Origin of the sequence: Pseudomonas sp. PDM27, assembly GCF_019219205.1 — a bacterium.
GTDB classification, from domain to species: Bacteria; Pseudomonadota; Gammaproteobacteria; order Pseudomonadales; family Pseudomonadaceae; genus Aquipseudomonas; species Aquipseudomonas laurylsulfatiphila.
Genome location: NZ_JAHUWF010000002.1, coordinates 522,884 through 536,591, shown reverse-complemented (window position 1 = coordinate 536,591; position 13,708 = coordinate 522,884). Strand labels below are relative to the sequence as shown.

Sequence of the window (13,708 nt, the reverse complement as noted above, 5' to 3'; positions counted from 1 at the left end):
TTGAGTCCCCTGAAGGGCCGTCGAAGACTACGACGTTGATAGGTTGGGTGTGTAAGCGCTGTGAGGCGTTGAGCTAACCAATACTAATTGCCCGTGAGGCTTGACCATATAACACCCAAGCAATTTGACTACTCGAAAGAGCATCAGATTGCGGTGTGTGAAGACGAAACGAACCGAAAGTTCGAGAAACTCACAAAACACCAGCTGTCACATACCCAATTTGCTGAAGCGAGGCCAACTGGCCACGACTCAGTACCCGAATTTCTTGACGACCATAGAGCGTTGGAACCACCTGATCCCATCCCGAACTCAGAAGTGAAACGATGCATCGCCGATGGTAGTGTGGGGTTTCCCCATGTGAGAGTAGGTCATCGTCAAGATTAAATTCCGAAACCCCAATTGCGAAAGCAGTTGGGGTTTTGTTTTGGGCGTAGAAAAAGCACGCTCAATCGAGCACAAATTGGCGCAGTTATTTTTGTCCCGGGACACTAGAATAGGTCCAACTTTTATAGAGTCAGAGCGCTTATGCCGGATTCGGTTGACGCCAAAGAGCTGTCAGAATTACCACTGGAAAATCTGGTTGCCTGTCATGAGTGCGACTTGCTCATGCGTAAGCCAGAACTCGCCCATGGCGAAAAAGCCCTGTGCCCGCGCTGCGGCTACGAGCTTTATGCCAATCGGTACAACGTCGTACAGCGCAGTCTCGCCCTGGTCATAGCCGCCTTGTTGTTGTTTATTCCGGCGAACTTTTTACCCATCATGCAGCTCCATCTACTCGGGCAGTCTTCGCAAGACACTGTCTGGAGCGGCGTTGTCGCCCTTTTTGACACGGGCATGCAAAGCGTTTCAGTGATTGTATTCCTGTGCAGCATGGGGATCCCGCTGCTCAAGTTGCTGTGCCAACTGGCCGTATTGTTGAGTATCCGTTTTGATGTCGGGCGCAGCTACGGTTTGTTGCTCTATCGCATTTATCACCATATACGCGAATGGGGGATGCTCGAGGTCTACTTCATGGGCGTGCTGGTGGCGATCGTCAAACTGGCAGATATGGCAGCCATCACCGTCGGCCTCGGCCTGGCGTGCTTCATTGGTTTATTGCTGATTCAAGTCTGGCTGGAGGTCGTAATGTCGCCTCACCAGATCTGGCAGGCGTTATCAGGAGAGGATGCCCATGCGGGCGATTGATGCAGGCATTCTGATTTGCAAGGAATGTCATGAATTGAACAGGCAGGAAGCTGATACCGACGAGCAGGTCTGTACACGCTGCGGAGCGTTGGTGCATGCCCGCAGCCCGAATAGCCTGGTGCGCACCTGGGCATTGCTGATTACCGCCGCCATTCTTTACATACCGGCCAATTTGTTGCCGATCATGACCGTGAACTCCCTCGGCAAAGGAGCGCCCAGCACGATCATGGCGGGTGTGATCGAGTTGGTGCACTACGGCATGTTCCCCATTGCGGCCGTGGTGTTTATCGCCAGTATCGTGGTGCCCACGTTCAAGCTGGTGGGCATTGCTCTGCTGCTGTTTTCCGTGCAGCGCCGTCAGCCCCTTTCGGCTCGCCAGCGTATCTGGATGTACCGTTTCATTGAATTCATCGGCCGCTGGTCGATGCTCGATATCTTTGTGATTGCCATCCTCGTGGCGGTCGTGAATTTTGGGCGGCTTGCCAGTATCGAAGCCAATCTTGGCGCCATCGCTTTCGCCTCGGTGGTGATTCTGACGATGCTTGCCGCAGTAACCTTTGATCCCCGACTGATTTGGGATAACACGGAGTCGGACGACGACCATGACTGATTTGCCTGTAGCGAAAACCCGACCGGCTTCGAACTGGTCTGCCATTTGGGTGTTGCCCCTGATCGCCTTGATCATCGGCGGCTGGCTCGGCTGGCGTGCCTATAACGAGACCGGTATCGAGATTCAGGTACGCTTTGAAAGTGGCGAAGGCATTCAGGCCAACAAGACCGAAGTTGTCTATAAAGGCATGTCGGTCGGCAAGGTAAAAAGCCTCAAGCTCGATGACGAAGGCAGTTCCAAAGGTGTGATCGCCAGCATCGAAATGAACAAGGACGTAGAGCAATATCTGCGCACCAGCACGCGTTTCTGGTTGGTCAAGCCGAGCGTGACATTGGCAGGGATTACCGGTCTTGAGACGCTGGTTTCGGGCAACTACGTTGCGATCAGTCCGGGCGAGGGTGAACCGGTTCGCAAGTTCAAGGCCCTGGCCCAGGAACCGCCGCTTTCCGATGCCCAGCCCGGTCTGCACTTGACCATCAAGGCTGACCGCCTGGGCTCGCTGAACCGTGGCAGCCCGGTGTTTTACAAACAGATCAAAGTGGGTCAGATCAAAAGCTACGTGTTGTCCGAGGACCAGAGCACCGTCGAGCTCAAGGTCTTCATCGAGCCGACTTACGCCAAACTGGTGCGCAAACACACACGTTTCTGGAATGCCAGCGGCGTCAGCATCGACGCCAATCTGTCGGGGGTGAAGATTCGCAGTGAATCCCTGGCCAGCATTGTCGCCGGTGGTATTGCGTTCGCTACACCCGAAAACCGTAAGGACAGCCCGCCTACCGACCCAAGCCTGCCGTTCAGACTCTATGAAGACTTCGATGCGGCGGCGGCCGGTATCCGGATCAAGGTCAAGCTCAGCGACTTCGAAGGCTTGCAGGCCGGTCGTACGCCGGTGATGTACAAAGGCATTCAGGTCGGCAATCTCAAGGCGCTGAAGGTCGATCCTGACCTGTCCGGAGCCACCGCCGAGTTGACGATGGACCCGTTGGCCGAAGATTACCTGGTCGACGGTACGCAGTTCTGGGTGGTCAAGCCGTCGATTTCTCTCGCCGGGATTACCGGTCTCGAGGCGCTGGTCAAAGGTAACTACATCGCTGTGCGTCCTGGCGACAAGGGGGCCGCGCCGCAACGCGAATTCGTCGCGCGGCCCAAGGCGCCACCCCTGGATCTGCGTGCGCCGGGCCTGCACCTGGTGTTGTTCACCGAAAACCTTGGCTCGCTGGAAGTCGGCAGCCCGGTTCTCTACAAGCAGGTCAAGGTCGGTTCGGTACAGAGCTATCAGTTCTCGCGCAAAAAAAAGCAATTGATTATCGGCGTGCATATCGAGAAGGAATACGAGGATCTGGTCAACGCCTCGACACGCTTCTGGAATGCCAGCGGTATCACGCTCTCGGGTGGCCTGACCGGTGGCATTCAAGTCAAGAGTGAGTCGCTGCAAAGCCTGATGGCCGGCGGTATCGCGTTTGAAACCCCGGAAGCCAAGGCGCCGCTACAAAAGCGCATTCCACGTTTCCGCTTGTTCGCCAGCCATGACGACGCCACGCAAAAGGGCGAGGTGATTACCATCAAGGTCGATCGCGCCGATGGATTGCGTACGGGCACACCGATTCGCTTCAAGGGCCTGGATGTCGGCAAGATCGAGGACGTTGACCTGAGTGACGACCTGCAATCGGTGCTGCTGACCGCACGGATTACCGAAGTGCCGGAGCGCATCGCCCGGGTCGGCAGTCAGTTCTGGGTGGTCAAGCCTGAACTGGGGCTGATCAAGACATCGAACCTTGAAACCCTGGTGACCGGGCAATACATCGAAGTGCTGCCAGCTACCAAGAGTCTGGGTCCGCAGAAAAGCTTCATGGCCCTGGCCAGCCCGCCTGAAGCTGTAAAGCGTGAAGACGGTTTGAGTCTGGTGCTCAGCGCCGCTCGTCGCGGTTCGCTGAAGGCCGGTGTGCCGGTGACGTATCGCGAAATCACGGTGGGCAAGGTGACGGGTTATGAATTGGGGCAGACCGCTGATCGTGTGCTGATCCATATCCTGATCGAGCCGAAGTACGCGCCACTGGTGCGTAGCGGCACGCGGTTCTGGAACACCAGCGGTTTCGACTTCGATGTCGGACTGTTCAGAGGTGCAACGGTGCGCACTGAATCCCTGGAGACGATGATTCAGGGCGGTGTCGCCTTCGCCACACCAGACGGCGAGCGCATGGGCAGTCCGGCGCGACCGGAGCAGACCTTCGCGTTGTTCGACAAGTTCGAAGAGGAGTGGCTGGGCTGGGCGCCGAAGATTTCGCTGGGCAAGTAGTTTTCTGGCGTCAGTGATGACGCCTTCGCGGGCAAGCCCGCTCCCACAGGGTTATCGGTTGGCCACAGACTCTGTGGGAGCGGGCTTGCCCGCGAAGAGGCCCTGAAGTTCACTGCAAAGCTAACTGACACACCTATGAAAAAGGCCGCGATCCATTGGACCGCGGCCTTTTTTATTGCCTTCGACTCAAGCCTCAGACCGCATCCAGCTCCGGTTCATCCGCTTGTTCGTTGACCGTCGCCTTCACCTGGTCGTGACGACGGATGTACTTCCAGTCCGCCTCGTCGATGTAGATGCCGGCCGGGCCGCTGCCGCCTTCCAGGTCGATGGCGACACTGGCGCAGACCTGCGGCTTCACGCTCGCCAGGATCGGTACGAAGCCCAGTTGCAGGCTGGTTTCCAGCAAAGCGGCCTGGTTCTTCTCATCGATGTCCGCTGCCTCATCGAGGTAGTACGGCAGGCGTACACGACCGGCCTGGTCACGGTCCATCAAGTGCAGCAACAAGTACATGTTGGTCAGCGCCTTGATGGTCATGGTGGTGCCGTTGGACGCGGCGCCGTCGATGTCGGTGTGGATCACCGGTTGGCCGTTGACCTTGGTGATCTCGAACGCCAGCTCGAACAAGTCTTTGAGGCCGAGCTGGTTGTGGTTCGCCGCCACCAGCCGTGCCAGGTATTCCTTGGCCTCTTCGTTCTTGTTGTCCTGCTCGGCACTTTGGCTGAGGTCGAAGACCGACAGGGTTTCGCCTTCCTCATACTGACCGGCGCTGTGGATGATCTGGTCGATGTGCTTGAGCGCTTCCTTGTTTGGTGCGAGCACGATACGGAAGCTTTGCAGGTTGGAGACCTGGCGTTTGTTGATTTCGCGGTTGAACAGCGCCAGTTGGTGTTCGAGGCTGTCGTAGTCGCTGCGGATGTTGCGCAGGGTCCGGGCGATGTCCGTCACGGCGGCACGGCGAGCCTTGCCCAGGGTCAGGGCTTCGTCGGTGCGGTGTGCATAGGCGTTGATCAACAGCTGCAGGCGACGCTCCATATCGTCTTCGCTGTCGAACTTGGCCACGCCTTTGAGGCGCACCTGAGCGTACAGCGCTTCGATCTGGCCATCGGCCCGCAGCAGGCCTTGCCAGCTGTCCTGATAGTCGTTGAGCAGCGGCAGCAGGTTGTCCATGGAGTCGTCGATCGGGTCCATGAACGGCGTGCCGAACGGCAGGTCCGCCGGCAACAGCTGACGGCGGCGCAGGGCGTCGTCGAGGGTGCGTTGCTTGGCTTCCATGTCGCCGATCTGCCGGCCGACCAATTGCAGCTTGGCCGACAGTTGCTGGACGCGCTCGGTAAAGGCATCGCTGGAACGTTTCAATTCGTCCTGTGCGGCTTCCATCTGAGCCATCTGTTCCAGCTTGTCGCCTTCTTCGGCGCTCAGGGTTTGCGCGCGACGGAAATCTTCCAGGGCTTTCTGCGCATCCAGCACTTGCTGGTACAGCACTTCGGTCTGGGTCTTGCTCGCGGCACGGTCGGCAGCCACGGCTTGCTGGGTTTTCAGTTGCTTGAGTTCTTTTTCCAGGCGTTCTTTCTGGTCGCGCAGGGCCGCACGGTCAGCCAGGGCCTGCAAGGCCGGTGGTTCGATGTGCGAGATGTCGATGGACAGGCCCGGCACTTCGAAGCGTTCGCCTTTGAAGCCGTCGAGGATCAGCTCCACGGATTTCACCCAGTCGCCGTTTTCATCGAGGGTGATGCCATGTTCGCCCAGTGGCAGGCTGAACAGCGCACTGTTGAACAGGCGCATCAGGCGCTCGACGTCCTGCTGCGAAAACTCTTCGCGCAGTCGGGCGTAGCTGTTGTTGTCGGCGTGATCGAGCTGCTGCTTGACCGACTTCAGGCGTTTTTCCAGATCGCGCAGGCGCTCGTCGAGGTCTTCGGCGCTGAACTGACGAGACTGCGCCAAGGCGCCGGCCAGTTCATCGTGGGCGTCCTTGGCGGCCAGCAGTTGCTGCTCCAGCACCTTGACGTCATCGACCAGGGCAAAGCGATGCTTGAGCACCGACAATTCGCCGAGCCAGCGCTGGATGCCGGTGATTTCCCGTTCCAGGCGCATCAGTTCCTGAGTGCCACCGCGCTGGTCGTTTTGCAGGGCGTCCTGCTCGTTGCGGTAGTGCTCGGCCTGAATGGTCAGCTCTTCCTTGCGCGCACTGGCGTAGTCCGACCAGGTGCCCAGCAGTGAATCGAGCAGCGGCGAGATGCGGTGCAGCTTGCCGCGCAGGATGTCGCGTTGCTTCACGCCGTTGGCCAACGCTTCGACCAATGGGCCGGCGGCGACCAGCGAGTTGTAGTCCTGCTCCATGCGTCGTACATCGCGGAAGGCTTCTTCGCACGCGGCAATGTAATCGACGCTGCCGGAACGCAGGCTGTGTTCGAAGGCATCGAGGAACAGTTGCTTGAGTTTGGCCGCGGTGATTTCGCGCATGTGCAGCAGGTTGATGAACAGGGCGCGGAAGGTCTTCAGGCTCTGCTCGCTGGTGGAGCGCAATGGGATCAGCGTCAGATCCAGCGGGATCGAGGTGTGGCCACCGACCAGCAAGCGGCGCAGTTCGTCCGGCTTGAGTTCGTAGGCTTTCAGGCCTTCGCGCTCAAGGTTGGTGAACAGCTCTTTCTGACGCAGGCAGGTGTCGTTTTTCTGGTAGTGGGCCAGGTCCAGCTTGCCGGCGTAGGCAAAGAACTGGTGACCGAAACCGCCACCGGGGCCGCGACCGACCACACCGATCACGTGCGGACCGTGGGGCAGGTTGACTTCGACCAGGATATAGCTGGTGTCCGAGGCGAAGTAGAAGCGCCGGGATTGTTCCAGGCTGTACTTGCCGAAGCTCATGTCCGACATGCGCGCCAGGATCGGGAACTGCAAGGCGTTGATCGAGGCGGATTTACCGAGGTTGTTCGCGCCGTACACCGACAGCGGCTCTTCCAGCGGGAACAGGCCGAGGCTGTAGCCGGCGGTGTTCAAAAGGGCAAAGCGGCGGATGCCGTAACGTTCCTTGCTCATGCGTCGAGCTCCTGTTCTTCGGCAATGGCCCGGGCCAGGGCATCTTCTTCGCTTTCACTTTCGAATTCGCTCAAGTCGAGCGGGTCGTCGGTCTGCAGCAGTTTTTCGTCGCTGTCTTCGTCGATCAGAACCGGCACCGGCAACGGCAGGACGCTGTGCAGGCTGGCGGCCAGATCGCGGTCCTGTTGCACCGACAGGCACACATCGAGGAAACGATGCATCGGTGGCAGGAAACGGTAGACGCCGTTTTCTTCACTGGCGAAACCGAGCTGGGTCATGCGGCGCATGATCTTTTCTTCCAGCTCGTCCTGGGTCTGCACTTCGGCCTGGATGAACAGGTCGCGGTACTTTTCCAGCAGCGACGGCAGTTCATCGCGGCCGAGGCTGCCACCGTCGAGCACGGAGATCGGGTCGCGGCCCTGGTCGGCCAGGTGCTCGACGAGGATGAAGGTGAACAGCGCCAGGCGCTGGGCGGTCTTGTTCACCGCCGCTGCCGCGAGATCCGGCACGAAGTAGTAGAAGCCGCGGGTGTCGCAGACCAGTTCAAAACCCAGGGCCTTGAACAGCGTGCGGTATTGGTCCTGAAAGTTCGACAACTGTGCGTACAGCTCCGGATCGCGGCGGCTGACGTGGTAACCCTTGAACAGTTCGCGAAAGATCGGCGCCAGATGGGACAGTTCGGATAGATCAAGATGCATGAGGAGTGCTCGCAGAATTCTCGGCGGCGTCATCGCTGACCGAGAGCAGGGCGAAGGAGCGCAGGCTGACCTGGTGCTCGTGAGTATGGTATTCGCGACGTTCCAGACGCTCGCGCTTGAAGCGTTTTTCCCGCGACAGGCGCGAGAACCAGTACAGCAATTCGTCGGTAGCGCCGTCCGGTTCCTGCTCCAGCAGCCAGGTCATCAGGTCCGGCATCGGCAGGGCGTCTTCGCAGCGTTCGAGCATTTCCCGAACCGTGCGAGGCGCGCGTGGTGCATCGCCGCCCTTGTGGGTCTTGTGCGCCTTGGGGAAGCGCGCCGGTTTCGGTTCGAAACGCGCCAGCGCGTAGACGTAGGCTTCAACCTGACTGGCGCTGCCGAGGAAAGTGCTTTGCGGCCGTGTGAACAGCGGCATCGCCGCTTGTGGTACGGCATCGATGCCCTTGCGCCGGATGGCGGCCAGGGCCAGCGCTGCGCCACGGGTCACGGCGTTGTGCCGGCGGGCCTCTTCACGCAACGGCAAGAGCAGCTCGCGGGCATGGCGCAGGGTCAGCTGGGCGCTGGTCTGCATTTCGAGGATGCGCGCGTGGGTGCGCAGCAGCATGTCGTCGTCGACCAGGTGGCCGAGGCGCTGCTGTTCGCTGAGCATCTTCAGCAGCACGGTTTCGACCTTGCGCACGCCCTGTTCGAAGGCGCCGTCGGCGTTCACCAGATCAATCATCGGTTCGACGTATTCGTCCCAGGTCGCCAGCACCTCCGCGTAACGCTGGCGCAACGGAATCTGCCGGTCGCTGGTTTTCGCCCGTTCGGCGACGGCCACCAGTGCCTGTTCGTCGTTATCGAGTTTTTTCAGCACGTCACGCACGCGCATGTCGAGCAGGCGCAACTGGCGGGCCAGGTCATTGCCGTCACGGATGTCGAACGCGTCCTGGATATAGCCGGCCAGACGCTCAAGGTGGCGCAGGTAGGCTTCGATCTCCAGGCACAGGCCCAGACGGTGTTCACGGCGCAGATAGGCGAGGAAGTCGTGAATCTGCGCATTGAGCTCGAAACGGTTCGGGCTTTTGGCCACGGGAACCAGGATGTCGAGGCGAATCCACACGTCGAGCAGGCTGGTAATGTCCTGCGGCGTGCTGTCGAGTTGCTGGGCGGCCAGTTGCGTGCGCAGTTCGTTGAGGCTCAATGTGCCTTGGTCGAAGTGCTCGCACAGTGGCTCCAGAAGTGCCCAGTGTTCAGCGAGGGCGCGCAAGACGCGCTTGGGTTCGATCATCGGAATGGCCGGCTGGTTGGCGATTAAAAGCAGCGATTGTACTGCATCGGGGGCAATGCGATTCACTCTCGGGACAGGCTGTTGTTTTTTCTGTCCGTAAAGTCTATCGATCAACAGCGCGCGATCTTCTGCGAACGGCGGTAGAATCAGCGCACTTTAGTTATCCACAAGTGGCCGACCTTTGCTTATCGAGTCCCGTCGTCGCGCTTATTTGAACGCCATGCAGGTGGTCAACTGGCTGCCGCGCACCGAATTGCCCTTTGCTGCGCCGTCACGGCCCGAGCTGCTGGAGATGTCCGAGCCGGCTGTGGTCGCGCCTGTCGTGCCGGCTGTCGTGGCTGAGACGCCCGTGGCGCCTGTGGTCAAACCGGCCGAGCGGGTGAAGATCGAGGTGCCGCGGCCATCGCTGGCGAGCACCCGCACCGGTGCCAAACCGGTGGAAGAAGCCGAAGAGGCAACCGTCGTGGTCAAGGCACCGGTCGTGCCGCCGCCGCGTTTCGCCCTGCAATTGCTGCGGGCCGGGCGTTGCCTGCTGCTGGTGGAGTTACCCACAGGCGAATCCTTCCAGACCCGCGACCCTGCTTATCTGCTGCTCAAGGACATGCTGCGCGCCGCCGGTCTGCCGGACAGCCCGCAGATCGTCGGCGAGCCGGTGCGCTGGCCGCTGCTGGTGCGTGGCACGATGGACCAGGGCCCGGAAGCGGCCCGCGACTTCGTGCAAGGTTTTCTCTCGGTGCGCATGGAAGAAACGCCCTGCGCCTGCCTGTGGCTGATCGGCCTGCCCGCTGTGCGTTTTGCCGGCGAAGCGGATGCCGAGGCGTTCAATCGCGAATTGCAGATCGAAGGCCTGGGCTCGGCCTGGGCGGTACCGGGCCTGGAATTATTAATGGAAGAGCCACAGCGTAAGGCTGATGTCTGGCAAGCCATGCGTCGGCTGATGGCGCGCTGGAAAGAATCGAATGAGTGACGCTGTATCGTTTCGCCCGATGACCGAGGCGGACCTGGAAACCGTGCTGAAAATCGAGTACGCGGCCTATAGCCATCCCTGGACCCGCGGGATTTTCCTCGACGGCCTGGGCAAGTACCAGATCTGGCTGATGTTCGAAGGCCAGCAACAGGTGGGCCACGGTGTGGTGCAGATCATCCTCGACGAGGCGCACCTGCTGAACATCACGGTCAAGCCGGAAAACCAGGGCCGCGGCCTGGGGCTGACATTGCTGGAGCATTTGATGTCGATTGCCTACAAGGCCGACGCCCGGGAGTGTTTCCTGGAAGTGCGCGACAGCAATACTGCGGCGTTCAAACTGTACGAGCGTTATGGTTTCAACGAGATCGGCCGGCGCCGGGATTACTACCCGGCGGTGGGTGGGCGCGAAGATGCGGTGGTCATGGCCTGCACGTTGGTCGATTGAACACTGTACATGGCCTGCACATTGGTCGATTGAACCCTGTAGGAGCTGCCGAAGGCTGCGATCTTTTCAAGGATCAAAAGATCGCAGCCTTCGGCAGCTCCTACAGAGGTCCGTAGAGCTCAGCGTTTTTTGTCGAGAGGGTCGCGCTGCGCCATTTCCGCCTCATCCAGGCCATTGCCACCGCCAATATCGTCCTCATCGACGATGCTCAGGTCCCAATCCGCGCGCTTATCATTGCCGGCCTCATGGGCATCCCGGGCGCCGTCTTCACGGATCAGGATTTCCGGGCTCATGTCGTCGTCGGTAGGTTGATGGTCGCCGGTCGAGGCACCCGTCAGGCCTGCTTCACGTCCGCGGCGGCGTGGCATCAGTTGTTCACGCTCGTTTTCCGGCAGTTCGTCACCGATCCTGGCGCTGGGTTCTTCGGTTTCGAAATCCAGCTCACGCACCGAGCCCATGCGGTCTTCGTTGTCGTCGACGGGTTCCGGTTGCACCGCATCGTACGGACGTCGTGAATCATTCATGGCAATTCCTCATACTGTAGGCCTTACTACGGTTGACCCACGTGGCTACCGAGAATTCCACCGGCATGGAGCCCTGTGTACCGGATCAGGAGAGCATCCGCATTTCGCGCGTGACCTCGACGGACGGTTGTCAGTCAAAGCTGCGCATCATTCTTGAGGCTTCAGAGCATGAACGAATTACAAGATCTGATTGATAACAACGAGCGTTGGGCCGCTGCGATCAAGGAGGAGGATCCTGACTTCTTCGCCAAGCTGGCCCGCCAACAGACCCCTGAGTTCCTGTGGATCGGTTGTTCCGATGCCCGGGTGCCGGCCAACGAGATCGTCGGCATGCTGCCGGGCGATCTGTTCGTACACCGTAATGTGGCCAACGTCGTGCTGCACACGGACCTCAACTGCCTGTCGGTGATTCAGTACGCAGTCGACGTACTCAAGGTCAAGCACATCCTCGTCACGGGCCACTATGGCTGCGGCGGCGTGCGCGCCTCGATGCAGGATCGCCAGTTCGGCCTGATCGACGGCTGGCTGCGCTCGATTCGCGACCTGTATTACGAAAAGCGCGAAGAACTCGCCAAACTGGACACCGAAGAAGAACGCGTCGACCGTCTCTGCGAACTCAACGTGATCCAGCAAGTGGCCAACGTCGGGCACACCAGCATTGTGCAAAACGCCTGGCACCGTGGGCAGAGCCTGTCGATTCATGGCTGCATCTACGGTATCAAGGACGGTCGCTGGAAGAGCCTGAACGCCACCATCAGCGGCTTCGAGCAGTTGCCGCCGCAGTACCGCCTGCGTCCGTTCGAACCCCTGTAAAGCCCTTCAGCGCGGACTTTGCCGACGCCACTGTTGCAAAAACAGCTGGCCGTCGGCATTCGGCGCTTCATCGAAGCCGGTGATCCAGCCCCGGCAGTTGTACGAACCGCAGCGGCAGGCGAACTGGCGCAGCAGTTTGTCTTCCGTGGCGGCGTAATCCATCGACAGCCAGTCACCTTTCTGAATGTCTTTGAGCGCCCACAACCACAGCTCACTCATGTCGAGAAATACGTTCGGGTCGCAAGAGTGGCGCAGCAGCCCGCAGAAATGCGGGTCATGGACATGAATATCTCGGGCCAGTTGTCGGGTATGCCGGCCACGACAGGGCAGCAAATGCCCCGATACCCGGCAGATCCGGCTTATGCGGGGGAACTCGCGCAATGCTGCCGCGGCCATGGGTGTGCCCTGGTCGTTCGAGATAATCTCGAAATCGGCCAGGGATGGATATCCAAGGTGCGGGCTTAACTCCACAAAAGGGTAAACACCCTGCGGCGGTGGTGCGAGAGACTTGCGCAGTGCATCGGCTTTCATAACGATCCCTGTCGGCTGGGTACTGCGACTTCCATCGGCTGACGATCCAGTCAGCGCTGCAGCACATGAGGTACGGCCCAAGCCTCTCGCAGATATCGCGGGCGGTCTACTGTCATAACTGACAGATGGACTGCCAATAGTCGGTTTACAGCGGTGGCGCGGGCAGGGCGGTGGCCGGTGCGGGTGCCTTGAGCTGTTTGAGCTGCAACTGGGTCGCTGCTGTCGAGCATTTGGCCGCCGCTTGTCCCGGCGTCAGGTTGCGAATCGAGGTGTAGAACAGCGCGCAGGTTTTTTCCTTCTCGGCCACTTGCCAGGTTTGTGTGCAGGTTTTCAGCTCGATATCGGCATTGCTGTCCGGTTGGCGGCCCATGACGGCCTGCCAGCAGGCGGCACTCAAATCCTGGCCCATGACTTTTAGCCCCGCCGCATCGGCCTTGGCCTTGGCATCGTTGCCGGAATAGCTTGCCGGATCGGCGGCATACCAGATGTAGCTTGGGTGGTTGGAGCCCAGCACACGCACTTTCACCCCGTCACTCGGGCTGATCGTCGCCAGCCCCAGCACATTCACGGTCGCCCCGTATTGTTGCTTGATCCAGTTACGCACCGGTGAGCCGAAGGCGACCATCGGCAATGTTTCACCGCTGGAGTGCAGGCTGACGTTCCTGACCATGGTGGTCTGGTAGTCGTTGAAGTAGCTGTAGACGCCCTCCAGGTCCTTGCCGGCGTTGGAGGGGGCGGCGATAGGGGCGATGTCGATGATGGTCTGAAAGGCCGGCGTCTGCTCGGCCGGGATGCCATTGACGGTGAGCAGCGAGGCCCAGCGATCCGTGGTGGCGGACTTCAAGTAATCCTGGGCCTGAGTCAACGAATAGTCGGGCGGGAAGTGCAGCAGCTCGACACTTCTGCGGTTCTCCAGGGCCATGCCCAGCGGCAGGAACAGGTACCAGCTATACGCCCACTTGCCGTCGGCATTCAGTTTGCTGGCGCCGTTATAGGCCAGGTCACCGGCATCGAGCAGCGCTGCCAATGGTTTTTCATAGCCATTGGGCACGCCGATGATTTCCGCGTAGAGCTGACCATTATCGGTTTTGACCAGAACCTTCGCGTCACCGTAGCCATCGCGCTGCACGCTTTGGGTCAGGTAATGCTCGACGGTTTGCTCGAGCGTCCAGTTGCGAAAGCAGATCACGTTGCAATTGTTGGGGTAGGCGAAGAGGCGGGTAACGCGTTCGGTAGTGCCCAGCTTCAAATTGACATCGGCGTGGGCGGTGGTGCCCAGGGTGAAGGCTGCGAGGGTGAGTGCCGCAAGTTTGAACATGCTCAGATCCTTTTCAG

General features: G+C 59.8%; 12 protein-coding genes and 2 rRNA genes. 8 read left to right on the top strand and 6 right to left on the bottom strand.

Annotation, left to right across the window (positions count from 1 at the left end; translation table 11 throughout):
* The 5 genes from KW838_RS07845 to KW838_RS07825 all read left to right on the top strand — a co-directional run.
* Positions 1 to 108 (top strand): 23S ribosomal RNA (locus tag KW838_RS07845); the annotation flags it as partial.
* Positions 109 to 264: 156 nt separating this feature from the next.
* Positions 265 to 380: ribosomal RNA gene (gene rrf, locus KW838_RS07840) — 5S ribosomal RNA — on the top strand.
* 145 nt (positions 381 to 525) lie between these two features.
* Positions 526 to 1,185, top strand: coding sequence for a paraquat-inducible protein A (locus KW838_RS07835; RefSeq protein ID WP_015096843.1), 660 nt, complete (start codon positions 526 to 528; stop codon positions 1,183 to 1,185).
* Positions 1,172 to 1,795, top strand: a complete 624-nt coding sequence (locus KW838_RS07830) for a paraquat-inducible protein A (protein ID WP_102701498.1) — start codon at positions 1,172 to 1,174, stop codon at positions 1,793 to 1,795. The genes KW838_RS07835 and KW838_RS07830 overlap by 14 nt, the downstream gene beginning before the upstream one ends.
* Positions 1,788 to 4,091 carry an intermembrane transport protein PqiB gene (locus KW838_RS07825; RefSeq protein ID WP_218500829.1) on the top strand — a complete coding sequence of 768 codons (2,304 nt, stop codon included), beginning with the start codon at positions 1,788 to 1,790 and terminating at the stop codon, positions 4,089 to 4,091. Before KW838_RS07830 ends, KW838_RS07825 begins: the two co-directional genes overlap by 8 nt.
* 193 nt (positions 4,092 to 4,284) lie before the next feature.
* Here KW838_RS07825 and mksF read toward each other — a convergent pair whose 3' ends face one another.
* The 3 genes from mksF to mksB are packed head-to-tail and all read right to left on the bottom strand — an operon-like array spanning position 4,285 to position 9,093.
* Positions 4,285 to 7,125 carry an Mks condensin complex protein MksF gene (mksF, locus tag KW838_RS07820; protein ID WP_102701500.1) on the bottom strand — a complete coding sequence of 947 codons (2,841 nt, stop codon included), beginning with the start codon at positions 7,123 to 7,125 and terminating at the stop codon, positions 4,285 to 4,287.
* Positions 7,122 to 7,823, bottom strand: a complete 702-nt coding sequence (gene mksE / locus KW838_RS07815) for an Mks condensin complex protein MksE (RefSeq protein ID WP_007978043.1) — start codon at positions 7,821 to 7,823, stop codon at positions 7,122 to 7,124. The genes mksF and mksE overlap by 4 nt, the downstream gene beginning before the upstream one ends.
* Positions 7,813 to 9,093 (bottom strand): Mks condensin complex protein MksB, encoded by a 1,281-nt coding sequence (gene mksB, locus KW838_RS07810; RefSeq protein ID WP_218500828.1) that lies wholly within the window; start codon positions 9,091 to 9,093, stop codon positions 7,813 to 7,815. Before mksB ends, mksE begins: the two co-directional genes overlap by 11 nt.
* 220 nt (positions 9,094 to 9,313) lie before the next feature.
* On the opposite strand from mksB, the gene KW838_RS07805 reads away from it, so the two are divergent.
* Positions 9,314 to 10,060 (top strand): energy transducer TonB, encoded by a 747-nt coding sequence (locus KW838_RS07805; protein ID WP_102701502.1) that lies wholly within the window; start codon positions 9,314 to 9,316, stop codon positions 10,058 to 10,060.
* Positions 10,053 to 10,505: a ribosomal protein S18-alanine N-acetyltransferase gene (gene rimI, locus KW838_RS07800; RefSeq protein ID WP_007978046.1), complete on the top strand. Its 453-nt coding sequence runs from the start codon at positions 10,053 to 10,055 to the stop codon at positions 10,503 to 10,505. The genes KW838_RS07805 and rimI overlap by 8 nt, the downstream gene beginning before the upstream one ends.
* Before the next feature lie 119 nt (positions 10,506 to 10,624).
* Here rimI and KW838_RS07795 read toward each other — a convergent pair whose 3' ends face one another.
* Positions 10,625 to 11,029 carry a serine kinase/phosphatase gene (locus KW838_RS07795; RefSeq protein WP_218500827.1) on the bottom strand — a complete coding sequence of 135 codons (405 nt, stop codon included), beginning with the start codon at positions 11,027 to 11,029 and terminating at the stop codon, positions 10,625 to 10,627.
* A gap of 168 nt (positions 11,030 to 11,197) precedes the next feature.
* On the opposite strand from KW838_RS07795, the gene can reads away from it, so the two are divergent.
* The gene (gene can, locus KW838_RS07790) at positions 11,198 to 11,842 is read left to right on the top strand and encodes a carbonate dehydratase (protein ID WP_015096835.1); all 645 of its coding nucleotides are present in this window, start codon (positions 11,198 to 11,200) and stop codon (positions 11,840 to 11,842) included.
* A 6-nt stretch (positions 11,843 to 11,848) separates the two neighbouring features.
* Here can and KW838_RS07785 read toward each other — a convergent pair whose 3' ends face one another.
* Positions 11,849 to 12,373, bottom strand: a complete 525-nt coding sequence (locus KW838_RS07785) for an SET domain-containing protein-lysine N-methyltransferase (protein ID WP_218500826.1) — start codon at positions 12,371 to 12,373, stop codon at positions 11,849 to 11,851.
* 145 nt (positions 12,374 to 12,518) lie between these two features.
* Complete coding sequence (locus KW838_RS07780; protein ID WP_102701505.1) at positions 12,519 to 13,691, bottom strand: hypothetical protein; 1,173 nt, start codon at positions 13,689 to 13,691, stop codon at positions 12,519 to 12,521.
* Between the last annotated feature and the right edge of the window lie 17 nt (positions 13,692 to 13,708).